General features: G+C 47.3%; 23 protein-coding genes. All 23 read left to right on the top strand.

The genetic code is table 11. From position 1 onward, the window contains the following. Positions 1-37: 37 nt before the first annotated feature. Positions 38-517, top strand: a complete 480-nt coding sequence (rimP, locus tag AY633_RS01640) for a ribosome maturation factor RimP (RefSeq protein ID WP_068485948.1) — start codon at positions 38-40, stop codon at positions 515-517. 25 nt (positions 518-542) lie between these two features. Beyond that, on the top strand, positions 543-1,670 hold the full coding sequence (gene nusA, locus AY633_RS01635) for a transcription termination factor NusA (RefSeq protein ID WP_068485946.1): 1,128 nt from the start codon (positions 543-545) through the stop codon (positions 1,668-1,670). A 19-nt stretch (positions 1,671-1,689) separates the two neighbouring features. Further along, positions 1,690-1,971 (top strand): RNase P modulator RnpM, encoded by a 282-nt coding sequence (rnpM, locus tag AY633_RS01630; RefSeq protein WP_068485944.1) that lies wholly within the window; start codon positions 1,690-1,692, stop codon positions 1,969-1,971. Then, positions 1,968-2,276 carry a YlxQ family RNA-binding protein gene (locus AY633_RS01625; RefSeq protein ID WP_058380471.1) on the top strand — a complete coding sequence of 103 codons (309 nt, stop codon included), beginning with the start codon at positions 1,968-1,970 and terminating at the stop codon, positions 2,274-2,276. Before rnpM ends, AY633_RS01625 begins: the two co-directional genes overlap by 4 nt. A gap of 14 nt (positions 2,277-2,290) precedes the next feature. Beyond that, positions 2,291-4,591, top strand: a complete 2,301-nt coding sequence (gene infB / locus AY633_RS01620; RefSeq protein ID WP_068485942.1) for a translation initiation factor IF-2 — start codon at positions 2,291-2,293, stop codon at positions 4,589-4,591. Then, positions 4,588-4,866 (top strand): DUF503 domain-containing protein, encoded by a 279-nt coding sequence (locus AY633_RS01615; protein WP_068462819.1) that lies wholly within the window; start codon positions 4,588-4,590, stop codon positions 4,864-4,866. Before infB ends, AY633_RS01615 begins: the two co-directional genes overlap by 4 nt. A gap of 18 nt (positions 4,867-4,884) precedes the next feature. After that, positions 4,885-5,238, top strand: a complete 354-nt coding sequence (gene rbfA / locus AY633_RS01610; protein WP_068462817.1) for a 30S ribosome-binding factor RbfA — start codon at positions 4,885-4,887, stop codon at positions 5,236-5,238. Positions 5,239-5,330: 92 nt separating this feature from the next. After that, positions 5,331-6,260, top strand: coding sequence for a tRNA pseudouridine(55) synthase TruB (gene truB, locus AY633_RS01605; protein WP_068485940.1), 930 nt, complete (start codon positions 5,331-5,333; stop codon positions 6,258-6,260). Position 6,261: 1 nt separating this feature from the next. Next, the gene (ribF, locus tag AY633_RS01600) at positions 6,262-7,203 is read left to right on the top strand and encodes a riboflavin biosynthesis protein RibF (RefSeq protein ID WP_068485939.1); all 942 of its coding nucleotides are present in this window, start codon (positions 6,262-6,264) and stop codon (positions 7,201-7,203) included. A gap of 134 nt (positions 7,204-7,337) precedes the next feature. Beyond that, on the top strand, positions 7,338-7,607 hold the full coding sequence (rpsO, locus tag AY633_RS01595) for a 30S ribosomal protein S15 (protein ID WP_068462811.1): 270 nt from the start codon (positions 7,338-7,340) through the stop codon (positions 7,605-7,607). Between the two features lie 140 nt (positions 7,608-7,747). Further along, positions 7,748-9,856 (top strand): polyribonucleotide nucleotidyltransferase, encoded by a 2,109-nt coding sequence (gene pnp, locus AY633_RS01590; protein WP_068485937.1) that lies wholly within the window; start codon positions 7,748-7,750, stop codon positions 9,854-9,856. Between the two features lie 78 nt (positions 9,857-9,934). Further along, positions 9,935-11,146 (top strand): M16 family metallopeptidase, encoded by a 1,212-nt coding sequence (locus tag AY633_RS01585; RefSeq protein ID WP_068485935.1) that lies wholly within the window; start codon positions 9,935-9,937, stop codon positions 11,144-11,146. A 106-nt stretch (positions 11,147-11,252) separates the two neighbouring features. Beyond that, the gene (locus tag AY633_RS01580; RefSeq protein ID WP_068487841.1) at positions 11,253-12,263 is read left to right on the top strand and encodes an aspartate-semialdehyde dehydrogenase; all 1,011 of its coding nucleotides are present in this window, start codon (positions 11,253-11,255) and stop codon (positions 12,261-12,263) included. A gap of 246 nt (positions 12,264-12,509) precedes the next feature. After that, entirely contained in the window at positions 12,510-14,177 is a 1,668-nt protein-coding gene (locus AY633_RS01575; protein WP_068485933.1) for a ribonuclease J, read from the top strand. A 77-nt stretch (positions 14,178-14,254) separates the two neighbouring features. Beyond that, positions 14,255-16,672: an FtsK/SpoIIIE family DNA translocase gene (locus AY633_RS01570; RefSeq protein ID WP_068485931.1), complete on the top strand. Its 2,418-nt coding sequence runs from the start codon at positions 14,255-14,257 to the stop codon at positions 16,670-16,672. 176 nt (positions 16,673-16,848) lie between these two features. Further along, positions 16,849-17,577, top strand: a complete 729-nt coding sequence (locus tag AY633_RS01565) for a GntR family transcriptional regulator (RefSeq protein ID WP_068485929.1) — start codon at positions 16,849-16,851, stop codon at positions 17,575-17,577. Between the two features lie 46 nt (positions 17,578-17,623). Then, on the top strand, positions 17,624-18,703 hold the full coding sequence (locus tag AY633_RS01560; RefSeq protein WP_068485927.1) for a BMP family lipoprotein: 1,080 nt from the start codon (positions 17,624-17,626) through the stop codon (positions 18,701-18,703). 167 nt (positions 18,704-18,870) lie between these two features. Next, entirely contained in the window at positions 18,871-20,412 is a 1,542-nt protein-coding gene (locus AY633_RS01555; protein WP_068485925.1) for an ABC transporter ATP-binding protein, read from the top strand. Then, positions 20,402-21,451 (top strand): ABC transporter permease, encoded by a 1,050-nt coding sequence (locus AY633_RS01550; protein ID WP_068485923.1) that lies wholly within the window; start codon positions 20,402-20,404, stop codon positions 21,449-21,451. Before AY633_RS01555 ends, AY633_RS01550 begins: the two co-directional genes overlap by 11 nt. 1 nt (position 21,452) lies before the next feature. Beyond that, on the top strand, positions 21,453-22,412 hold the full coding sequence (locus AY633_RS01545; RefSeq protein WP_068485921.1) for an ABC transporter permease: 960 nt from the start codon (positions 21,453-21,455) through the stop codon (positions 22,410-22,412). A gap of 264 nt (positions 22,413-22,676) precedes the next feature. Continuing rightward, entirely contained in the window at positions 22,677-23,951 is a 1,275-nt protein-coding gene (gene yfmF, locus AY633_RS01540) for an EF-P 5-aminopentanol modification-associated protein YfmF (protein WP_068485919.1), read from the top strand. Further along, positions 23,944-25,245, top strand: a complete 1,302-nt coding sequence (yfmH, locus tag AY633_RS01535) for an EF-P 5-aminopentanol modification-associated protein YfmH (RefSeq protein WP_068485918.1) — start codon at positions 23,944-23,946, stop codon at positions 25,243-25,245. Before yfmF ends, yfmH begins: the two co-directional genes overlap by 8 nt. Continuing rightward, positions 25,242-25,961, top strand: coding sequence for an elongation factor P 5-aminopentanone reductase (gene ymfI, locus AY633_RS01530; RefSeq protein ID WP_068485916.1), 720 nt, complete (start codon positions 25,242-25,244; stop codon positions 25,959-25,961). The genes yfmH and ymfI overlap by 4 nt, the downstream gene beginning before the upstream one ends. Positions 25,962-26,047: the final 86 nt, after the last annotated feature.

The following is a 26,047-nucleotide window of genomic DNA, read 5'->3' as shown; positions in this document are numbered from 1 at the left end:
CTGTTTGTTATGGCATATTATTGGCAGGAGGCATTTTATGAGCAAAATTACAGAACAAATTGAAGCAATGGCACAACCAATCGTCGATGAACTGGAACTTGAACTAGTCGATGTCGAGTTTGTGAAAGAAGGCAAGAACTGGTTCTTGCGCGTCTATGTGGACAATCCACAAGAGCCGATCGATATCGATCAATGCGCAATTGTCAGCGAGCGTTTAAGCGAAGAGTTGGATGCAACCGATCCAATCGAGCAGAACTATTTCCTGGAAGTCTCATCACCAGGAGCGGAACGTCCGTTGAAGAAAGAGAAGGATTTCGAAAAAGCATTGGAAAACTTTATCTACATCAAAACGTACGAACCGATTGAAGATGCGAAAGAATTTGAAGGTTATTTGAAGTCGTATGATGAAGAGCAAGTAGAGATTGAGGTCAAAATCAAAACTCGCAGAAAAACCATCAGCATCCCGAGAAAGAAAATTGCCGTGATTCGTCTGGCAATCGATTTTTCTGCAAGCTGAATAGAAGAATTTAGGAGTGAATAACATGAGCAGTGAGCTATTGGATGCTTTAGAAGTGTTGGAGAAACAAAAAGGAATTTCGCGAGATGTGTTGATCGAAGCGATTGAAGCAGCGCTTGTTACCGCTTATAAACGCAATTTCAACCAAGCGCAAAACGTCCGTGTCGATTTGAACTTAGATACGGGAACGATGCTGGTCTATTCGCGCAAAGATGTCGTTGAAGAAGTAGAAGATGACCGCTTGCAGATTTCATTGGAAGATGCGCACGCATTGAACCCGGTTTATGAAATTGGCGATATTGTTGAAGAAGAAGTTACACCGCGTAATTTCGGCCGCATTGCTGCACAAACAGCAAAACAAGTTGTCACGCAGCGTGTACGTGAAGCCGAACGCGGATTGATTTTTGAAGAATACGTGGACCGTGCAGATGACATCGTCAATGGCATCGTAGAACGCATGGATGCCCGTAATTTGTATGTCGGTCTTGGGAAAGTCGAAGCGGTATTGCCGCAGACAGAACAAATGCCAAACGAAAATTACCAGCCGCATGACCGCATCAAAGTTTATATCACTAAAGTTGAACGGACGACACGGGGCCCGCAAGTATTTGTTTCACGGACACATCCAGGGCTTTTGCGCCGTTTGTTTGAAAACGAAGTGCCTGAAATTTACGACGGCATAGTGGAGATCAAATCGATCGCCCGTGAAGCGGGAGACCGTTCGAAAATCTCGGTCCATGCGACGGATGAAGAGGTAGATCCAGTTGGCTCATGCGTCGGTTCAAGAGGCGGCCGTGTACAGACCATCGTTAATGAACTGGGCGGAGAGAAAATCGACATCGTGGAATGGTCAGAAGATCCAGTCGTTTTCGTTGCAAATGCACTGAGCCCATCTAAAGTGTTGGATGTGCAAGTGAGTGATGACGATAAGTCGACAACAGTTGTCGTTCCGGATTACCAATTGTCACTCGCCATCGGCAAGCGCGGGCAAAACGCGCGTTTGGCAGCGAAATTGACAGGCTGGAAAATCGATATTAAGAGTGAAACGGATGCCCGTGAACTGGGGATTTATCCGTCTGCAGAGTCAGCTTCTGCCGAAACAAGCGCAGACGAAGATGCGGATGGCTTTGATTTTTACGACGAAGAAGAATAAGCTGAGAAGGTGATATCCGTTGGCTATGCAAAAGAAGATTCCACTAAGAAAATGCGTCGCAACTGGTGAAATGCTTCCGAAAAAGGACATGATTCGCGTAGTACGCTCCAAAGAAGGAGACGTATTCGTCGACCTGACAGGCAAAAAATCAGGAAGAGGCGCTTATGTTTCCAAATCGGAAGATGCCATCGAACTAGCGCGTAAAAAGAAGGTATTGGACAAGCAACTTGAAGTGAAAGTTCCAGGCGAAATTTACGAAGAGCTTGTCCATGCCGTACGCAGAGAGCAGCTGAAATCATGAATAAAGAAAAAATCCTGCAGTTTTTAGGACTTGCCACGCGGGCACGCAAATTGGTCACCGGCGAAGAATTGGTGATTAGCGAAGTGCGGCGCGGCAATGCAAAATTGGTCATCGTGGCTGAAGATGCATCCGAAAACACGAGAAAAAAACTGCATGATAAATGCAATTCCTATAATGTTCCAGTGCGCATAGGCGCGAGTCGCTATGAAATTGGCCATGCAATAGGAAAAGAAGCACGCGTCGTTCTGGCGATTACCGATAACGGTTTTGCCAAGAAAATGACGAGCTTGTTTGATGAAAACTAACCGGGGGTGAGCAGATGACCAAAATTCGAGTACATGAATACGCTAAAAAAGTAAATAAACCAAGTAAAGATATCATTGACGAATTGTCAAAAATGAACATCAAAGTCAACAATCATATGGCGACTTTAGAAGATACTGCTGTGACGAAATTGGACGGCATTTATAAAAAACCTGCACAAGGAAACCGTGCACAAGGTTCACAATCCCGCCCGCAAGGCCAAAACCAGCGCCGCGGTCAAAGTGGACAAGGCAGCCAAGGTGGACAAAGTCGTCCTCAAGGTGGCCAAGGCCAGAACCGTACAGGTAGCCAAGGCGGACAAAACCGCACACAAGGTGGTCAAAACCGCACGCAATCGTCTCAGCAAGGCACAGGAACAGGAGCGAATGCTCAAGCTGGCCGCGGATCAAACTTTACGCCAAAAGCCGCTAAACCAGCTCCAGGACCAGGCCAACGCGGCCGTTCTGGTGGACCAGGACGCGGCGGGCAAAACCGCAATCGCAAAGGCAAACAGCAGCGTCCGGTAAACCCGATGCCGCCAATGCCGAAACGCGAAAAAGAATTGCCGTCAAAAATCACATTCAGTGAATCGTTGACTGTAGGCGATTTGGCGAAAAAACTAGGGCGCGAGCCTTCAGAAATCATCAAAAAATTGTTCATGCTCGGCGTTATGGCAACGATCAACCAAGAGTTGGATAAAGATGCCATTGAACTCGTCTGTGCAGAATACGATGTAGAAGTAGAAGAAGAGATCTTGATCGACAAAACAGATTTGGAAGTCTACTTCGAACCTGAAGAAGAAGCCAAAAAAGAAGAACGCCCATCTGTCGTTACAATCATGGGCCACGTCGACCACGGGAAAACGACTTTGCTGGATTCAATCCGTCACACGAAAGTCACTGCTGGAGAAGCAGGCGGAATCACACAGCATATTGGCGCGTACCAAGTCGAAGAAGATGGCAAGAAAATCACGTTCCTCGATACACCAGGACACGCAGCGTTCACAACCATGCGTGCTCGCGGTGCGAAAGTAACTGATATCGCAATTATCGTCGTAGCTGCTGATGACGGCGTTATGCCACAAACGGTAGAAGCAATCAACCATGCAAAAGCGGCTGAAGTACCGATCATCATCGCAGTCAACAAAATGGATAAACCGTCTGCTAACCCGGACCGTGTTATGCAGGAATTAACCGAGCATGGCTTGGTACCTGAAGCATGGGGTGGCGAGACCATTTTCGTACCGCTTTCCGCTTTAAACGGAGAAGGTATTGATACATTGCTTGAAATGATCTTGCTCGTTTCTGAAGTTGGAGAACTAAAAGCAAATCCTGGCCGCCGTGCAATCGGTACGGTCATTGAAGCAGAACTCGACAAAGGCCGTGGATCGGTCGCGACATTGCTCGTACAAGATGGTACTTTGCATGTTGGAGACCCAATCGTTGTCGGCAATACATTCGGACGCGTCCGTGCGATGGTCAACGACCTTGGCCGCCGCGTAAAAACTGCTGGGCCTTCGACGCCAGTTGAAATTACTGGTCTTAGCGATGTGCCACAAGCGGGCGACCGTTTTGTTGTCTTTGAAGATGAGAAAACAGCCCGTCAAATCGGTGAAGCGCGCTCGGCTACTGCCTTGCAAGAAATGCGTTCTGAAAAGAACCGCGTAACACTCGATAACTTGTTCGATCAATTGAAGCAAGGCGAGATGAAAGAGTTGAACTTGATCGTCAAAGCAGATGTTCAAGGAACAGTTGAAGCTATGGCTGCTTCGCTCTTGAAAATCGATGTAGAAGGCGTCAACGTGAAAGTCATCCACACGGGTGCTGGAGCAATCACAGAGTCCGATGTATCCCTAGCGGCGGCTTCTAACGCCATCATCATCGGCTTTAACGTACGCCCGGATGTCAACGCCAAGCGTGCAGCAGATGCAGAAGGCGTCGATATTCGCTTGCACCGCATCATCTACAAAGTAATCGAAGAAATCGAAGCCGCAATGAAAGGCCTCTTGGACCCAGAATTTGAAGAGAAAATCATCGGCCAAGCAGAAATCCGCAGCACCTTCAAAGTATCTAAAGTCGGAACGATTGCCGGAAGCTATGTAACAGAAGGCAAGATTACACGCGATAGCGGCGTACGTGTCATCCGTGATGGCATTGTCGTCTTCGAAGGCGAAATCGATACCTTGAAACGCTTTAAGGATGATGCAAAAGAAGTTGCCAAAGGCTACGAATGTGGTGTGACCATCAAAAACTTCAACGATGTCAAAGAAGGCGACATCATCGAAGCGTACATCATGGAAGAAATCGAAAGAAAATGATCCTCTCAATGGAATGCGAGTTTTTTATCCCGACCGCGCATTCATTGAAAGATAAACGGGCCATCGTCAAAAGCATGGTGACCCGTACGAAACAGAGATTCAATGTGTCGGCGGCGGAAGTCGATCATCAGGAAGTTTGGCAGCGCACGCGCCTCGCGTTTGTCACGGTCTCTTCTTCGAAAGAAGCAGCGGAACGTGAAATGGCTCATGTGCTGCGCTTTCTTGAAAGCAATCCGTCGTGGGAATGCATGGAAATAGAGAACGAATATTTGTAAGAACGGAGTGGATTCGAAATGTCATCAATGCGCTCGAATCGTGTAGCTGAGCAAATGAAAAAAGAGCTTGGCGAAATTATCGGCAGAAAATTGAAAGATCCACGCATCGGCTTTGTCACAGTGACAGATGTCGAAGTGACGGGCGACCTACAGCAGGCAACCGTCTACATCAGCGTGTTGGGCGACGACAAAGAGAAAGAGCAAACTTTGCTCGGCCTTGCCAAGTCTAAAGGATTTATCCGCTCAGAAATCGGGCAGCGAATCCGCCTGCGCAAAACTCCTGAATTGGCGTTTGAAATCGATTCGTCTGTCGCGTACGGCAATCGGATTGAATCATTGCTGCGGGATATCAAAGATCCAACAGAAGAATAAACCGAAAGCCTGCCCGTCTATTTTTAGACAGCAGGCTTTTTTCTACATAGTACCGATCGGTGTAACAGCCGATAAGGAAAGGGGTATTGGCCATGGAACCGAATGGAATTCTTCCGTTATGGAAAGAACCAGGCATGACATCACACGACTGCGTTTTCCGACTGCGAAAAATCCTGAAAACGAAAAAGGTCGGTCATACCGGAACGCTCGATCCGCAAGTGGATGGCGTTTTGCCGATTTGTTTAGGGCGGTCGACCAAAGTGGCCGAATACATCACAGATCAAGGAAAAACGTATGAAGCACAAGTATCAATTGGCTTTTCCACCGAAACAGAAGACGCGGAAGGGGCAATCGTCGAGCAAGACAGCAGTGACAAGGAAATAACGCGCAAGCAATTGGAAACGGTGTTGGCAAGCTTGACAGGCGATATAGAACAGATTCCGCCGATGTATTCGGCAGTCAAAGTGAACGGCAAAAAGCTTTACGAATATGCCCGTAAAGGGGAACAAGTAGAACGTCCGGTACGCACGGTACACATTGACTCGATTGAATTACTGGACGAGGCAACCGCGTGGAGAGGGCAGAACATCCAGTTCCGCATCCGTATCCGTTGTGGCAAAGGAACTTACATTCGAACGCTCGCTGTCCAAATCGGTGAAGCGCTCGGCTATCCAGCACATATGTCCCAGCTGACGCGCACACAATCCGGCAGTTTTACGAAAGAACAATGTGTGACGCTTGCCGAAGTGGAGGAAATTGCGCAAAATGGGGATATCGATTCTATTTTGCAGCCATTGTCATATGGCTTGAGTATTTTCCCTTTTGAGGAAATTGCAGCGGATTTGCTGTTCGGCATCAAGAATGGTCAAGTGCTCGAAGCACATCCAATCTTGAAATCGGAACCATTTGTCGTTTTCACCTATCATGGCAAACCAGCAGCGCTATACAAAAGGCATCCTGAAAAGGCTGGCAAAATGAAACCCGAAAAAATGTTTGGATTTCCTCCAACGGACGAGGTGTAATATGAAAATCATTCACTTGAGTTATCCTCACGACATGAAAGCACAAGAACATGGGCCATTGTCCATGGCGATCGGTTTTTTTGACGGCGTTCACAAGGGGCATCAGCGAGTGATCGGAACGGCGATAGACAAAGCGCGATCAACTGGTATGAAGTCGGCTGTTATGACCTTTGATCCACATCCATCGCTCGTACTCGGCGGCCGGAAAGAAGAAGTGTTTTATATCACGCCACTTAGCCAGAAAATGGACATTTTGCAGGAGATGGGCGTTGATATCTGTTATATTGTCCGCTTCACTTCCCAATTTGCCAAACTGTCGCCTGAACAATTTGTCGAGCATTTCATTGATGGCTTAGGCGTTAAGGAAGTCGTTGCTGGATTTGATTTCTCTTTCGGTTATAAAGGCGGCGGAGATATGGAATTGATGCAGTCGATCGGCAGCGGCCGCTATAATGTCACGACGGTCGGCAAAATCGAAGCGCAAGATGAAAAAATCAGTTCGACGCGCATTCGCCATTTATTAAAAGATGGAATGGTGGAACCGGTCCATCAATTGCTCGGCAGGCCCTACCGGATTTCTGGAACAGTCGTTAATGGTGACAAGCGTGGGCGGACAATCGGTTTTCCAACCGCCAATGTCGAACCAGAACTCGGCACATTCGTTCCAAAGCGTGGCGTCTACGCCGTACGGATTGAAGTGCAAGGCATGTATTATGATGGAGTTTGCAATGTCGGATACAAGCCGACATTCAACAACCCGGATGTTAAAAACTTAGTTATCGAAGTCCATATTCTCGATTTTGATACGTCTATTTACGGCGAGAAAGTCATTGTCGAATGGCATAAACGCATTCGAGATGAGCAGAGATTTTCCGGTATCGATGAATTGAAAGAACAAATCGGACTGGATAAAGAGACTGCTACGCAATATTTCAAAGTATAAGTAGGACAGTTGATTTCAGGAAATCACTGTGCTATGATATCAAAGTACTGAACGTACTAACCGTTGCTTGGCACATCGAATCACCAACGTTTGCTAGGTAATAGGGGCTATCAGAGATTAGGAGGTGGAACAGCATGGCAATCACTCAAGAACGTAAAAATGAATTGATCAATGAATACAAAGTGCATGACACTGATACTGGTTCTCCAGAAATTCAGATCGCCATTCTTACAGAAGACATCAACAACTTGAACGAGCACTTGCGTACCCACAAGAAAGATCACCATTCACGTCGTGGTCTATTCAAAATGGTTGGACGCCGTCGTAACTTGCTTAAATACCTACGCGAGAACGATGTACAACGCTACCGTGAGTTAATCGGAAGACTTGGCCTACGCCGATAATAGCAAGCAGAGAAAGCGGGATTCGTCCCGCTTTTTCTTTATGCTTAAAACATATCATTGAATCGCACTTGATGTGCTTTTTTGATACACTATTGAGAGATACATACTACAATGAAACACAGTAAGAGAGGAGCTCGACTATGGAGCAAACAAAAAAGACTTATTCATTTGACTGGGCTGGCCGCGAACTAAAGGTCGAAGTCGGTCAACTGGCTAAACAAGCGAACGGAGCGGCATTAATCCGTTACGGCGATACAGCAGTACTATCCACTGCTACGGCATCAAAATCACCAAAACCGTTGGATTTCTTTCCACTTACGGTGAACTATGAAGAGCGCCAATACGCAGTCGGAAAAATCCCGGGTGGATTCATCAAACGCGAAGGGCGCCCGTCTGAAAAAGCGACTTTGATCAGCCGCTTGATTGACCGTCCATTGCGTCCGCTATTCCCTGACGGTTTCCGCAACGAGGTGCAAGTCATTTCCATGGTTATGTCAGTCGATCAGGATTGCCCATCTGAAATGGCTGCGATGTTTGGATCGTCACTCGCTTTGATGATTTCAGATATTCCATTCGACGGGCCAATCGCAGGCGTCATCGTCGGCATGATTGATGGCGAGTACATTATCAACCCGACAGGCGAACAACTGGAGAAAAGCTCAATCAATTTGACGGTTGCCGGTACAAAAGACGCCATCAATATGGTAGAAGCCGGTGCGAAAGAAGTGTCTGAAGAGGCTATTCTTGAAGCGATCATGTTCGGCCACGAAGAAATCAAGAAATTGATCGCTTTCCAAGAAGAAATCGCTGCAGAAGTGGCTAAAGAGAAATCTGCAGTCCAATTATACGAATTGGATGCGGATTTGACGGCTGAACTGAAAACGGCTGTGGAAGAAGACATGAATGCAGCTGTTCAAGTAAACGAAAAGCAAGCGCGCAATGAAGCCATTGCCGCTGTTCGCGAACGTGCGCTTGAAGCCTATGCAGATTCAGAAGACGATATTAAAAAACAAGCAGGCCAAGTGCTTGATAAAATGGTTAAAGATGAAGTGCGTCGCCTGATCACGGATGAAAAAATTCGTCCAGACGGTCGCGGCCCATCCGAGATCCGCGCACTTTCTTCTGAAGTCGGCGTTCTTGCACGTACTCACGGTTCTGGCCTTTTCACGCGCGGCCAAACGCAGGCAATGAGTATCTGTACCCTTGGCGCACTTGGTGATGTTCAAATCATCGATGGCCTTGGCTTGGAAGAGACGAAGCGGTTTATGCACCATTACAATTTCCCGTTATTCTCTGTCGGGGAAACTGGCTTCTTGCGCGGCCCCGGCCGACGCGAAATTGGCCACGGCGCTCTAGGCGAACGTGCGCTTGAAGCAGTCATTCCAAATGAAAAAGATTTCCCTTATACGATCCGCCTGGTCTCCGAGGTATTGGAATCGAACGGTTCTACATCACAAGCAAGCATCTGTGCATCTACTTTAGCTATGATGGATGCAGGTGTGCCAATTAAAGCACCTGTTGCCGGAATTGCGATGGGCCTTGTGAAAAAAGGCGAGAACTATACGGTTCTTTCCGATATCCAAGGGATGGAAGACCATCTCGGCGATATGGACTTTAAAGTCGCTGGAACGGCAGAAGGTGTCACAGCCTTGCAGATGGATATTAAAATCGACGGCTTGTCCCGCGAGATCTTAGAAGAAGCATTGACTCAAGCGAAAATCGGTCGTTTGCACATTCTCGAATCGATGATCGCTACGATCAATACACCGCGCACGACTTTGTCGAAATTTGCGCCGAAGATCATCATGGTGAAAATTAATCCAGATAAGATTCGTGATGTCATCGGACCTGGCGGAAAAGTCATCAATAAAATCATTGATGAAACAGGCGTCAAGATCGACACCGAACAAGACGGCACGATTTTCATCTCTTCTGTTGATGAAGAAATGAACGCCAAAGCGAAAGCGATGATCGAGAATATCGTACGCGAAGCGAAAGTCGGCGAATATTACGAAGGCGCAGTCAAGCGCATCGAAAAATTCGGTGCATTCGTTGAATTGTTCCCGGGCAAAGACGGCCTTCTCCATATTTCTGAAATCCAGGAAGAGCGGACGAAAGAAGTGGAAGATGTCTTGAAGATGGGCGATATCATCAAAGTCAAAGTCATCGAAATCGACCGCCAAGGACGCGTCAACTTGTCCCGCAAAACGGTTTTGAAAGAAGAAAAAGAAGCAGCCGAAAAGGCTTGAAACAGTAAATGAAAACAGATTGGAAAAATTGCCGGTGGCACTCGCCGGCAATTTTTTTCATATACAGGAGGGCTTTCAATGGTTACCACTTATACTTGCCAAAATGGCTTGCGCATCGTTTCTGAACATATTCCGCATTTCCGCTCCGTAGCGGTCGGGGTATTCGTCAATACAGGGTCACGTGATGAGCGCCCGGAAGAAAACGGCATCACCCATTTCATTGAACATCTCTTGTTCAAAGGCACCGAAAAACGCAGCGCCAAAGATATCGCACGGGAATTCGACCGCATTGGCGGCGATTTGAATGCCTATACTTCAAAAGAATATACGTGCTATTACGCCAAAGTGCTTGACCATCATGCGCCGCTCGCAGTCGAAGTCTTGGCGGATATGTTTTTCAATTCAGTGATGGATCCGGTAGAGATCGATAAAGAACGGCTTGTTGTCAAAGAGGAGATCAGCATGACTGAAGATATGGCGGATGACGATGTCCATGAACAATTGTGGCGGGTGATGTATCCTGACAATGCCATCGGCGCGCCTATTTTAGGGACTGTCGAAACATTGGATCGGTTTTCAAGACAGCAAATCTTGGATTATATGGAACGCCACTATACCCCGTCGAACACAGTTATTTCCGTAGCCGGCCAAATTGATCATACGCTACTGGGGCAAATCGAAGCGTTATTCGGTTCGTTCGAGCGAAAAAGTCCAGACAATGCACATATTTTGCCGAATTTTGTCCCAGGGCAGTCGATTAAATATAAAGAAACCGAGCAAGCCCATATCTGTCTCGGGTATCCCGGCTTGTCGCTGCAGGATGACCGATTATTTGCGCTAGCAGTGCTGAACAATATCATCGGCGGCTCCATGTCATCTCGCCTGTTCCAGGAAATCCGCGAAGACCGGGGCCTTGCCTATTCCGTTTACTCGTATCATTCTGCCTACTCCGATCACGGCACGCTCGCCATATATGGCGGGACGGCCGATCATCAAGTTGGGGAAGTGGAGGAGTTGATTCGAACATCACTTCAGCGCATGCGAGAAGGCGATATTAGCGAGTTGGAAATTTCGGATTCCCGCGAGCAATTAAAAGGCAATTTGCTGCTTGGATTAGAAGGTACGGGTTCCCGCATGAGCCGCAACGGTAAATATGAATTGCTTCACGGCAAACACCAGTCCGCCGATGACATCATTCGCTTGATCGATGCGGTCAAACGGGATCACGTCCTTAATTTGATGCAATTGACTGCTGCTGCCCCCGCCGTCTCCATCATCCGTTCACAATGAAAGACGAATCGCGACATTTTGTCCCGCTAAAGCGATGAATTGTGATACAATAACGCAAATTAGTTAAGAAGGAGAGAGTCGAGTGAAAACCTATAATGTAGCGATCATGGGCGCAACCGGTGCTGTCGGCCAGCAAATGAAAGACCAGCTGGAAAAGCGCAACTTCCCTGTCGGGGATATCAAATTCCTGTCTTCTGCCCGCTCTGCCGGCAAAGAAATCAACTTTAATGGACAAACTTATATCGTAGAAGAAGCGGTGCCAGAATCGTTTGACGGAGTGGACATCGCTCTGTTCAGCGCAGGGGGCAGCATCTCGGAGAAGTTTGCGCCTGAAGCTGTTAAACGTGGCGCAGTGGTCGTGGACAACACAAGTGCGTTCCGCATGAACGAAGAGGTGCCGCTAGTCGTCCCTGAAGTGAACAAAGCGGCACTGAAAGGCCATTCCGGCATCATTGCCAACCCGAATTGCTCGACCATCCAAATGGTGTGCGCCTTGCAGCCGCTAAAAGAACAGTTCGGCTTGCAGAAGATTATCGTTTCCACTTACCAAGCTGTGTCAGGTGCTGGAATCGATGCCATCAACGAATTGAAAGATCAATCAGCGGATTTTGATAACGCTGCAACGGCCGAAGCGAAAGTCTTGCCTGTAAAATCAGCCGATCGCCATTATCCGATTGCCTTTAATGCAGTGCCGCAGATTGACCAATTCGCAGACAATGGCTATACCTTAGAAGAAATGAAAATGATCAATGAAACAAAAAAAATCATGAGTGACCAAGGCTTGGCGGTCGCGGCGACTTGTGTGCGGCTGCCAGTCGTTACAGGACATTCTGAATCCGTCTACGTCGAATTGGGTGACGCACCGTCCGTCCAACAAGTGAGAGAGGCGCTAAATGGCGCACCAGGTGTTGTCTTGCAGGACGACCCTGCCAATCAGGAATACCCAATGCCTTTGATGGCAGCTGGGAAAGATGAAGTATTTGTCGGCCGTATCCGCAAAGACCTCGACAACCCAAACGGCTATCATCTGTGGGTCGTTTCCGATAACTTGATCAAAGGCGCCGCGTTGAATTCGGTGCAAATTGCTGAAGCGCTTATTGAAGAACAATTGCTGTAAGCTGGTAACCAATCGTTCTGCCTCGATTAACGACCAGCGCGAGTAAAACCCATAGCCATCCGCCGATCGCAGAAAGTCGTTTTCTTTCTGACTCAGGCGGGTGGCTTTTTTTGCGAGCGCCCGGTTTCACTGCTGGAGCAGAAGGTGGAAGCTAGGGATTATTTTTTCTTTGGACTGTTACCGGTGATTACCGTATAATGAAGTCTATGGATCTGTACGGGTGAAATATTTTTAGGAGGAAATCAATTGAGTAAAATTAAAAATGAAGTCATTAGAGTCATTCCGCTTGGCGGAGTAGGAGAAATCGGGAAAGCGATGTACGTCATCGATATCGACGATGACCTGTTCGTCGTCGACAGCGGGTTGATGTTCCCGGAAGATGAGATGCTTGGCGTCGACATCGTCATTCCGGATGTCACTTATCTCGAAGAAAACAAAGATCGTGTCAAAGGGATCTTCCTGACGCATGGCCACGAGGATGCGATCGGGTCGATTGCTTACCTATTGAAGAAAGTACAAGCGCCGGTTTATGGGTCGAAGCTGACCATTGCGCTTGCTAAAGAGCACGTAAAAGAGCTTAGCTCGCTCAAACATCATAAATTCTTTGAAGTCACGAATAAGAGCCGCATGAATTTTGACAAAACACACGTCACCTTTTTCCATACGACACACAGCATTCCGGATGCACTCGGAATTGTTTTCCATACATCAGAAGGCGCGATTGTCCATACCGGGGAATTTAAATTTGACCAGTCGATGCAAGGCAGCTACCGCCCGGATTATGCCAAAATGGCAAAACTCGGTGAAGACGGGGTCTTAATGCTCCTGTCGGATTCCACTGAAGCGGAACGCCCAGGCTACACGACGTCTGAGACAGTCGTAGCTGACCATATCTTGACGGCATTCCACCAAGCGCCGGGCCGAATTCTTGTATCGCTTTATTCATCCAATTTCATCCGCATCCAGCAAGTGTTCGACATTGCGCAACAAACCGGCAAAAAAGTAGCCGTCATCGGCAAAAGCTTAGAGAAGAGCTACGAAGTCGGCTTGCGCCTTGGTTATCTTGAAGTGGATGAAGAGACCGTCATTTCCTTGAAGGATCTCGAGAAATACAATGATGATGAAGTGGTCATCATCGTAACAGGCAACCAAGGCGAACCGTTAGAAGCACTCGATAAAATGGTCAGACGCCAGCATAAAGACGTGCGCATTAACGAAACGGATACGGTGTTGATCACGTTCACGCCGTCGCCAGGCATGGAAGTGCCAATGTTCCAGACGATGAACAAATTGGCTAAAGCTGGCGCGAAAGTATTGACGTCTAATAAGAAAGTCCACGTTTCCGGGCACGGCAGCCAGGAAGATTTGAAAATGATGCTGAACTTGATGAAGCCGAAGTATTTCGTGCCGATTCAAGGAGAATACAAAATGCTCATTGCCCATTCCAAGTTGGCTCAGCAAGTCGGAATCGCAAAATCGGACATCTTCATTGCCGATAAAGGCGATATCGTCGAATACAGAAAAGAGAAAGTCCGCATGAGCGGCCGTGTGACGACAGGCAATGTCTTGATCGATGGAATCGGCATCGGGGACGTCGGCAATATCGTCCTGCGTGACCGCAAGCTCTTGTCGCAGGATGGAATCTTTATTATCGTCGTTACCTTGAACCGTAAGGAAAAACGCATTGCATCAGGTCCTGAAATCATTTCCAGAGGTTTTGTCTATGTCCGCGAGTCGGAGCAATTGCTTGAGGAGTCGAGTCAATTGGTGCGCAAAGTCGTCGATAAATACGTGACGCGCGATGCCTTCGAATGGAACAATATTAAACAGGAAATCCGCGATACGCTAAATTCGTATCTGTACCAGCAAACGAAGCGACGTCCGATGATCATTCCGATCATCATGGAATACTAAGAATACAAGTAAAGGGATTCCATACCGATGTTATCGGCAGGAATCCTTTTTCATTACGTGAGAAAAGAGGGAATTTCATGGCGCCAAGCCGTACGAATAAAAAACCTAGCGCGAAGCCGCGGACCAAACCACGTACCAAACCAAAAGCTAAACCAAGAGCGAAAAAGAAACGGCAACCCGTGCCGATGATCGCTTATGAAGTAATAGGGCTTATCATGATCGGCATCGCGATCTTAATGGTCTTCCGTCTCGGGTTAATCGGCCGCATGTTCAATAATATGGCAGAGTATCTGTTCGGCTATCTGGCTATTCTTGCACCCTTGGCATTGACGGCCATTGCTCTTCATATCATGGTCAAGCGAGGATTGCCGAAAATCCGTGCGAAAATTGCCGCAGGATCGCTGTTTTTGTTTGCGGGTGCTTTGTTGATCAGCCATTTAATCTGGTCAGCAAGTTCTATCCTGCCGATCACTTCGGCAAATGTCATGTCAGAAACTTCGAAAATGACGCAGATGACCGGTACACTCTGGGGCAATTATGAAGCGACAGGCGGCGGCTTTTTCGGCGCGGTATTGTATGCGCTGCTCCACGTCCTGTTCGCCACTGCCGGGACATGGGTGATCGCCATCATCTTGCTATCAATCGGTGCCATTATTTTAACAGGCAAAACAGCTGCCCCGGTTATTGCAGAGCGCTTGCCGGCAGTCGGTGAAGCAATGAAATCTTTGACAATACGTTTTAAACCGGAACAAAAACCGGCGAAAAAACAGCCGCGCAAAAAAAATGCACCTGAAAAGGTATTGGAAATGAACGAACAGCTCGCTTATGACGATGCACTAGAAGAAACAGAGACGACATTGGTCTTTGATCAGGAAACCGAGCGGGAAGCAGAAGACGACACTGACAAAGAACCGATCATTTCAGCCTTTACTGAAAAGGTCAAGCCGAAGTCCAAAGAGGCGGAAAATGAAAAATTGGCCACTGAGCCTTTTGAAGAAACCCGCCGCGTTGACCCTGAAACGGGTGAAATCCTTAAAGAGCCGGTGATGTCGATGAAAGAAGAAGCGGAAAACGAAGATTATTCCTTGCCGCCGATCGATTTGTTGACATTGCCGCCGCATAGCGACCAAAGCGGAGAATATTCAGGAATTCAGAAAAACGCTAAAAAATTAGAAAAAACCTTTCAAAGTTTCGGTGTCCGTGCAAAAGTGACACAAGTCCATATGGGGCCGGCTGTTACAAAGTATGAAGTGTTGCCGGACGTCGGTGTGAAAGTCAGCAAAATCGTCAGCCTCCATGACGATTTAGCTTTGGCGCTTGCCGCACGGGATATACGCATCGAAGCACCAATACCCGGAAAATCAGCAATCGGAATTGAAGTGCCGAATACGGAAGTGGCAGTCGTAAGCTTGAGAGAAGTGCTGGACTCTGAAGAAAACAATCGCCCCAATTCGAAGCTCTTATTCGGCCTTGGACGCGATGTTACGGGCCAGGCGGTCATGACAGAACTCAATAAAATGCCTCATTTGCTCGTAGCAGGATCGACAGGCAGCGGGAAATCGGTTTGCATCAACGGCATCATCACGAGCATCATCATGCGCGCCAAGCCGCACGAAGTAAAAATGATGATGATTGACCCGAAAATGGTCGAACTGAATGTCTATAACGGAATTCCGCATCTGCTTGCGCCAGTTGTCACGGACCCACGCAAAGCAGCGCAAGCTTTAAAGAAAATCGTTTCGGAAATGGAGCGGCGCTATGAGCTGTTTTCCCATACCGGCACCCGCAATATCGAAGGCTATAACGATTATGTTGATACATTTAATGCAGAAAACGACGACAAGCATCCGAAATTGCCATTCATCGTGGTTATTGTGGATGAGTTAGCAGATTTGATGATGGTTGCCTCAAACGAAGTCGAAGATGCCATCACGAGGCTCGCTCAAATGGCGCGTGCGGCAGGCATTCATTTGATCATCGCGACGCAGCGTCCGAGTGTCAATGTCATCACCGGCGTCATCAAAGCAAATATCCCATCGCGCATTGCATTTGCAGTATCGTCTGCTATCGACTCACGCACCATTTTGGATATGGGCGGAGCTGAGAAATTGCTGGGCCGTGGCGATATGTTATTCCTCGGGGCTGGGCAATCAAAGCCGGTCCGTGTACAGGGCGCATTTTTATCGGATGCCGAAGTAGAGAAAATCGTCGACTTTTCAATTGAACAGCAAAAAGCGCAATATCAGGAAGATATGATCCCGTCCGATGTTGAAGAAGTGAGCGTCGATCAGGAAACGGACGAGCTTTACGACGAAGCGGTGCAATTGGTGACTGAAATGCAGACCGCATCCGTGTCGATGCTACAGCGCAGATTCCGCGTCGGCTATTCCAGAGCAGCACGAATCATAGACCAAATGGAGCAGCGCGGGGTGGTCGGCCCTTATGAAGGCAGTAAACCACGCCATGTTCTGGTTCCTAAGCAGGACGATTATTGATCATTTACTAGCTGATTTGTGACAAAATGTTTAGTATTTGAGAAAAGTTGTTCAGGAAAATTCGCAGAATTCGACAAATTGCTATTTATTTCACTACTATTAAATGGTATAGTAATTCTGATTAGTAGGAATGTTTTACATCAGATGTCTGATCTCTGTCATGGGTGGTGAATCGTATGACAATCAAATCGGATCACCGTGCATTGTATCTTCAAGTGATCGATCGAATGAAGCAGGATATTGCTTCGGGTATCTACAAAGAGAAAGAGAAATTGCCCTCTGAATTCGAGTTATCAAAATCACTTGGAGTGAGCCGCGCGACTCTACGCGAGGCGTTGCGGCTGTTGGAAGAAGATAATGTCATCGTCAGGCGCCACGGTGTCGGGACGTTTGTCAATTCGAAACCGGTCTTTTCATCGGGCATTGAGGAATTGACAAGCGTCTCGGATATGATCCGACGGGCGGGAATGGAACCTGGAGTGGTCTACTTGAGCACTTCAGAGTCCATTTGTTCTGAAGAAGATATTAACCGCTTTCATTGCAATCCGGATGATTCTGTCATTTCCATTGAACGCGTCCGAACGGCTAATGGGGAGCCTGTCGTTTATTGCATCGACAAAGTTCCATCTGTCTATATGCCTGAAGATTTTCTCGGACGCAAAGAAAGCTCCATTTTCTCGGCGCTTGAAGAATCCGGCGATATCCGCATCTCGTATGCAGTCACTTTCATTGACCCAACGGGATATCACGAAGAGGCATCACCGATCCTTGAATGCGATCCGGAAACTGCATTGCTTGTATTAAAACAGCACCATTACGATGAAAACGATCGGCTAGTGCTGTATTCAAAGAACTACTTCCGGGCTGATAAATTCAGCTTCCATGTAGTTCGCAAACGTCTGTAAACATCTGATTCCTGCTATTATCAAAAAAACCTTGGGGGTTATCACATTGATTAAACGTAAATTTGGCGTAGGTTTATCATTAATGCTGGCGGCTGGCGTTCTTGCAGCATGCGGAAGCGACGAAGATACTTCAAACGGCGGCGAGTCTGCTGAAGGCGGAGAAGGCACTGAAGAAGCAAGCGATTTTTCTGTAGCAATGGTTACGGATGTTGGAGGCGTTGATGACAAATCCTTCAACCAATCTGCATGGGAAGGCGTTCAGCAATTCGGAGAAGATAATGGCCTTGAAAAAGGCGACGGTGGGTTCGATTACCTCCAGTCCGCTTCCGACGCTGATTACAACACCAACTTGAATAACTTGATCCGCCGTGACTTCGATGTCGTTTTCGGAATTGGCTTCTTGATGGAAGGCGCTGTTAAAGAAATTGCTGAGCAGCAGCCAGATGCACAAATTGCCATTATCGATGCAGTAGTAGAAGCTCCAAACGTTGCAAGCGTTTTGTTTAAAGAACAAGAAGGAGCGTTCCTTGCAGGCGTTGCAGCAGCACTTATGACAGAAACGGATAAAATCGGTTTTGTCGGAGGCATGGAAATTCCAGTTATCGAACGTTTTGAAGCTGGTTTCCTTGAAGGGGTAAAAGCTGTTGACGATTCAATCGAAGTCGATGTTCAATACACAGGTGCTTTTGATAAAGCAGAATTAGGTAAAACAACTGCTAACCGCATGTACAGTGCTGGAGCAGATATCATTTTCCACGCAGCAGGAGGAACTGGAAACGGCGTATTCACAGAAGCTAAAGAGCGCATCGATTCCAACCCTGATGAAAAAGTATGGGTTATCGGCGTTGATGCTGACCAATACGAAGAAGGACAAGCTGGCGATGTGAACGTTACATTGACATCTGTCTTAAAACGTGTCGACACAGCCGTAATCAATATTTCTGAACAAGCGATGAACGGGGAATTCCCTGGTGGCGAAACAGTCACTTACGGTTTGTCTGACGATGGAGTGGCGCTTGCCGATTCACGCGGTGCGATCCCAGAAGATGTGATGAGCCAGATCGAAGAATTCAAAGAGAAAGTCATCAGCGGAGAAATCGAAGTTCCGGAAACACTTTCTGAATAAGCTGTAGTCAAATACGGTCATCATAAAGACCGGGTATCCGGTCTTTATGATTTTTTTTCGCCTATTTTTCGAAAGATTAATAGATGAAAGGTTTCTGACAAATAGAAGCCTTTCATGTATTAATTCATTTAAAAAAGAAATAACCAGTCTCCGAGGGAGTGAGAATCGTGGAATATGTTATTGAAATGCTGAATATCCGCAAAGAGTTCGGGAATTTTGTCGCTAATGACGATATTACCTTGCAACTTGAAAAAGGCGAAATTCATGCACTGCTCGGTGAAAATGGAGCAGGGAAATCCACCTTGATGAATGTCTTGTTTGGATTGTATCAGCCAGAAGGCGGCGAAATCCGCGTCAGAGGAAAGAAAGTGGACATTTCCAACCCGAATGTGGCAAACGATCTTGGCATCGGCATGGTGCACCAACATTTTATGCTTGTCGAGAATTTTAGTGTCACTGAAAACATCATCCTTGGCAGTGAACCGACAAAGATGGGTGTTACCAATAAAAAAGATGCTGCCAAAAAAGTAGCGGAATTATCGGAACAATATGGACTTAATGTCGACCCTTACGCCATCATCGAAGACATTTCAGTCGGTATGCAGCAACGTGTGGAAATCCTGAAAACTTTATACCGCGGAGCAGAGATATTGATTTTCGATGAGCCGACAGCTTCACTGACGCCGCAGGAAATCACAGAACTGATCCAAATCATGAAGCGCTTGATCGCAGAAGGCAAATCGATCATTTTGATCACGCATAAATTGAAAGAGATCATGGACGTTTCAGACCGCGTGACGGTCATCCGTAAAGGACAAGGCATCGGCACGGTGACGACTTCAGAAACCAACCCAAATGATTTGGCAGCCTTGATGGTCGGACGCCAAGTAACATTCAAAACTGAAAAAGGTCCTGCGTATCCGACAGAAGAAACCTTAACGGTGCAAGATCTCGTCGTTGAAGACTATCGCGGCATCGCCAAGGTGAAAAACTTGAATCTGACCGTTCGCAAAGGTGAAATTGTCGGAATTGCGGGAATCGACGGAAACGGGCAGTCAGAATTGATCGAAGCGATTACGGGACTCAGAAAAGTCAAAAGTGGAAAAGTGTTGATCCACGGCAAAGACGTTACTGGAATGAAACCACGTAAAGTAACAGAATCTGGCGTTGGCCATATTCCGCAAGACCGTCATAAGCATGGCTTGGTACTCGATTTCCCAATCGGGCATAACATTGCCTTGCAAACCTATTACCAAGCGCCGATCTCAAAATCAGGGATCATGGACTATAACAAGATTACAGAAAAAGCACAGCAGATCATTAAAGATTACGATGTGCGTACGCAAGGACCTCATGAACCTGCACGGGCATTGTCCGGCGGAAATCAACAAAAAGCAATCATTGGCCGTGAAGTCGACCGCAATCCAGATTTGCTCATTGCAGCCCTTCCGACTCGCGGATTGGACGTTGGTGCCATCGAATTTATTCATAGCCGCTTGATTGAGCAGCGTGATAATGGCAAAGCGGTCTTATTGATTTCATTTGAATTGGACGAAGTCATGAACGTCTCCGACCGCATCGCCGTTATTCATGACGGCGAAATCGTTGATGTGGTGATTCCCGAAGAAACGACTGAACAACAACTGGGTCTTCTTATGGCGGGTCATGCGGAAAAAGACAAGAAAGGCGGGAAGCACAGTGTCGAATAGAGTGACCAATTTGCTGGTCCCGATCGTTTCCGTCGTGCTCGGCCTGATTGTCGGAGCAATTATTATGCTCGTCAGCGGCTATAGCCCGATTGAAGGCTATGCAGCATTATGGAACGGTATTTTTGGAGACCTTTACACCATCGGCGAAACACTTCGCCAAATCACACCTTATTTATTGGCCGGTCTAGCGGTCGCATTCGCTTTCCGCTCAGGGCTCTTTAACATTGGAGTAGAAGGGCAATTGATCGTCGGTTGGTTCGCTGCAGCTTATGTTGGCGTAGCGGTCGAATTGCCGAAAATCATTCATTTGCCACTGGCGATTCTCGCAGCAGCTGTGGCCGGGGCTTTATGGGGCTTTGTTCCGGGGCTATTGAAAGCCAAGTTCCGTGTTCACGAAGTTATCGTGACGATCATGATGAACTATATCGCGCTTCACGTAACGAACGCCTTGATCAAGACCGTTTCAGAAGGCGGAGACCGGACAGAGCGGATCTTCGCCAGTGCCTCGCTTCGTTCTGAGTTCTTGGAGAATTTGACGGAATTTTCCCGTTTGCACCTTGGCTTATTACTGGCACTCATCATGGTTGGTGTCATGTGGTTGATCTTGGAAAAAACGACGCTTGGATTCGAGTTGAAAGCGGTTGGCTTTAACCAGAATGCTTCTGAATACGCTGGGATGAACGTCAACAAAAACATCATTCTTGCGATGGTCATTTCGGGTGCGTTTGCTGGGCTTGCCGGTGCAATGGAAGCTCTCGGAACATTTGAATACGTCTCGTCCAAAGGCGGTTTCACAGGAATCGGCTTTGATGGCATCGCGGTTGCACTTCTCGGCATGAATACGCCGCTTGGTGTCGTGTTCGGCGCAACCTTGTTCGGTTCCTTGAAATACGGGGCATTGAACATGCCGAATGCTGCGGGCATTCCGATTGAAATTGTTGAAATTGTTATCGCCGTTATTATTTTCTTTGTAGCATCTGGCTATATCATTCGTTTGCTGCTGCTCCGAGCGGCCGGCAAAAAGAAGGAGGCGAAGTGATATGAGCTTTATGGATATCCTATATTTCATCGTCCCTTCAGCGATTTTCTATGCGGCACCACTTATTTTGGTCGCAATCGGCGGGGTGTTTTCTGAACGTTCCGGCGTTGTCAACATCGGCCTCGAAGGCTTGATGGTTATCGGCGCGTTTGTCGGGATTTTGTTTAACTTGCTGTTTGCAGACACATTCGGTGGAATGACGCCATGGCTGGCATTAATTGCCGCGATGGTGGCGGCGCTTTTATTGTCGCTGCTGCACGCTGTTGCATCGATTTCTTTCCGTGCTGACCAAGTCGTATCTGGCGTGGCCATTAACTTATTAGCAATTGCCCTTGCGCTTTACTTAGTAAAAAGCATTTTCGACAAAGGCCAGACGGATTTCATCAGTGAGCGTTTTGCGCGCTACAACGTTCCGTTTTTATCCGATATTCCGGTCATCGGCCCATTGTTCTTCACTTCGGTCTACAACACGTCGTTTTTCGCGATCGGCGTTGCGGTCCTAGCGTGGTTTGTCATCTATAAGACGCCATTCGGCTTGCGCTTGCGTGCAGTCGGCGAGCATCCGATGGCAGCTGACACGATGGGGATTAATGTAACAAGAATGCGTTATGTGGCGGTTATGATTTCCGGGGCTCTGGCTGGAATCGGCGGCGCAATCTATGCGCAAACGATTACCGGTGACTTCGGTCACGCGACAATCAACGGCCAAGGATTCATGGCACTTGCCGCAATGATCTTCGGGAAATGGCATCCGCTTGGCGCAATGGGCGCAGCGTTGTTCTTTGGCTTCGCACAGTCGCTGAGCATCGTCGGATCCTCAATTCCTTATATTCAGGAAATACCGAATGTTTTCTTGTTGATCCTTCCTTACGTCTTAACGATTTTTGCATTAGCCGGCTTTATCGGCCGTGCCAATGCTCCAAAGGCGAACGGAAAACCGTATATCAAAGGACAACGTTAAAAAATTGCGCCGCAAATCAGCGGCTTCAAAACCGGCGGGAAAGCTCCCGCCGGTTTTTTGATGGCAAAATTTAAGGGCCATGATAGGGCGGCGAGAAATTGCTTCATTAAAAAACGATGCTGGCATGGATTTTGCGAAGAATCCGCAAAAACTGAAAATCCCTTGATATACCCCTGCTTTTTTCCAGTGGTGCCTCCTGTTTCATTGCAATTAAAGGAAAAAGTCCGGTATAGTTAGTGTAAGAATCACGAGAGGGGATCCAATATGTTTGAAACCAATAAGATTGCACAAGGCGTCAATGTTCATGTACATCAAACGACGCAATTCAAAACAATAAATTTTTCGATCCGCTTCAAGGACCGGCTTACTGTGAAAAATGCTTCAGAGCGCGCGATCCTGGCGAATGTATTGCAACACAGCAACGAAATGTACCCATCCCATACGGCATTACGCATGGTGCTGGATGATTTATACGGAACATCACTATACATAGATGCCACCAAACGCGGAGACGACCACATCGTCAATTTGAATGTCGAAACCGTTAATGATCAATATTTGTCGGATAAAGGCGTTCTCGAAAAAGTATTGAATTTGATGTATATCGCTTTATTCAAGCCGAATTTAGAGAACGGACTGTTCAAGGAAAGCATTTTCAAGCGTGAACAAGAGTCCATCGTTCAGCGCATCGAATCTATAATTGACGATAAAACCCGCTACGCACAGCAGCGCATGATGGAACTCGGACTTCCGGGCCATCCCGCTTCTATCAATTCCAACGGATCGATTGAACAGGTGAAACAAGTGACGAATGAATCACTTGTCGCGGCATATAAAAATATGCTGGAAACAAATGAAGTAGAAATTTATGTGGTAGGGGATGTTGCGCCAGAAGTGATCACTTCCCATATCCGCGATTATTTCCGTTTTTCTGACCGTAAGCAATTGCCAGAAAAAACACAAAGCCAATTACAAACACCCGAGCAGTCACGCGTGCTGGAATACGAGGACATGAAACAAGGGAAATTACATATGATGTTCTTCACGCCAGTCACGTTCCGCGATGAGGATTTCCCTGTTATGCAAGTGCTGAACGGTGTTTTTGGCGGTTATGCGCATTCGAAATTATTTGCCAATATTCGTGAGAAAGAAAGCATGGCATATTACGTTTCAAGCTCATATGCTTCTCAATTCGGTTTGATGTTCGTCCTCGCCGGAATCGACCGCAAACTCGAAGAAAAAGCAGTGGCGTTGATTCTCGATCAATTGAATGAAATCAAACAAGGGCACATTACCGATACCGAAGTAGAGCAAACCAAGGCATTACTCAGCAACCAATTAAAAGAAGCGCTCGATTCGGCGAGAGGCCAAATTGACATTTACGACCAATACATGGAACTCGCAGAAGATTTCGAACCTGCTTATTTGATTGAACGGTGGGAAAAAGTGACAAAAGAACAGATTGCGCAAGCAGCGAAGAACATGAGCCTGCAATTGACGTATTTCTTGTCTGGCAAGGAGGATGCAAGCGATGAATAAAATGGAATTCACTCAACTCGAAGAAACACTGTATCACGAGGAACTGCCAAACGGCTTGACGGTTTACATCCTGCCGAAGCGAGGGTTCTCTAAAACATATGCAACCTTTACGACCAAGTACGGCTCGATCGACAATCATTTCGTGCCAATGGGCGAAACAGAAGCGGTTCAAGTACCGGACGGAATCGCTCATTTTCTAGAACATAAAATGTTTGAAAAAGAGGAAGGCGATGTCTTCCAAGAGTTCAGCAAAAACGGCGCATCTGCGAATGCCTTCACATCATTCACGCGAACGGCGTATTTGTTTTCAGCGACAGGGCGGATCCAGGAAAACGTCACAACTTTGCTGGATTTTGTCCAAAGCCCTTATTTCACCGAGCAAACGGTAGAAAAGGAAAAAGGCATCATCGCACAAGAAATCACGATGTACGACGACCAGCCGGACTGGCGCTTGTATTTTGGCATGATTGAAAACCTCTATCAAAATCATCCGGTCAAAATCGATATCGCGGGTACGGTCGAATCAATCCAGCACATTACTGCAGAGCATTTATACACGTGCTACCAAACGTTTTACCATCCGTCGAACATGACCTTGTTCATTGTTGGAAACGTTGAACCTGAAAGCATGATGCAATTTGTCAAAGACAACCAGGAAGCAAAAACATTCGATGCGCCTGCGCCGATTGAGCGCATCTTCCCAGACGAGCCGAAACAAGTAGCCGTGCAGGAACGGACACTGGAAATGGCGGTACAAAAGCCGAAAGTGTTTGTCGGCATCAAACCCGAGCGACTCGATCTCTACGGCCCTGAAATGCTCAAGCATGAACTGTCCGCACAACTTGCATATGAATTATTATTTGGCAGAACCTCGAAGTTTTATCATGAGTCATACGAAAACGGCTGGATCGATGAATCGTATTCGTTCGATTATTCACTCGAAAGCGGGTTTGGCTATGCGCTCATCGGAACAGATACCAATCACCCTGAAACGTTTGCAGAAGAAGTCAAAAAAACAATTCACCAAGCGGTAGAGAAGTGGCCGTTCGGTCAAGAAGACTTGGACCGTGTGCGCCGCAAGAAAATCGGCTTTTTCATGCGCGCGTTGAATTCGCCTGAGTACATCGCCAACCAGTTTACGCAATACGCGTTTAATGGCATGAATCTTTTTGATGTCGTACCGGTGCTTGAACAGATCGAAGTGGTTGATTTGCAAGAGGCCTTCGCCGCGGTGAGTGCAGAAAGCCAACAATCTGTCTTTACGATTAAATCACCGGAAAAACAACAGGCATGAAACGGTTTGCCTTAATTCTGGGTGCTTCAGGAGGCATCGGCAGTGCCATCGCAAGACAAATGGCAGACGATGGCTGGTCGCTTTACCTTCATTACCATAAAACGGAACTGGCAGCATTTGCAGACGAGCTCAGCGGTCGTTATACAGAGCAGGAATTCGTCATCGTCCAGGGCGATTTCATGAAAGATGGCGGGGCACAGCAAGTGGCAGATCAAATCTTTGACTGTTCGTGTATCGTTTGCGCCAGTGGCCATGCCCTCTACAGCTTATTGGAAGACACCAGTCATGCTGATTTTGACGCTTTATGGCGCGCCCACGTAAAGAATCCGATTGAGACGGTGCGCTTCGTGTCCCCTTATTTCAGGAGACATGCGAAATCTTACGTCATTTTCATCGCTTCGATCTGGGGCGAGACCGGCGCCTCGATGGAAACGGCTTATTCGGCCGCAAAGGGTGCGCAACTGGCATTCACGAAGGCATATGCCAAGGAAATGGCGCCATCAGGCACACGTGTCAATGCGGTGTCGCCGGGATTGATCCGCACGAAAATGAACAACGAGTTAACGGCCGAAGAATGGCGTGAACTCGAAGAAGAGATACCGCTTGGGGCAGGATCTCCTGAAGATATTGCCCATACTGTGTCATTTTTAACCAGCGGCAAAGCGGATTATATCACCGGCCAGACGATCCGCGTCAATGGCGGCTGGCTCATCTGAATGCGGTACCTTTTCATCATTGTTAATGTAGGCTATCATAAAGGCAATGGCGGAGAACGATGAATGCAGGGGAAGGGTGAGTGGAG

The sequence above is a fragment of the Planococcus maritimus genome, assembly GCF_001592825.1.
In the GTDB taxonomy this organism is placed as follows: domain Bacteria; phylum Bacillota; class Bacilli; order Bacillales_A; family Planococcaceae; genus Planococcus; species Planococcus maritimus_C.
This window is presented reverse-complemented; position numbering and strand designations above follow the sequence as displayed.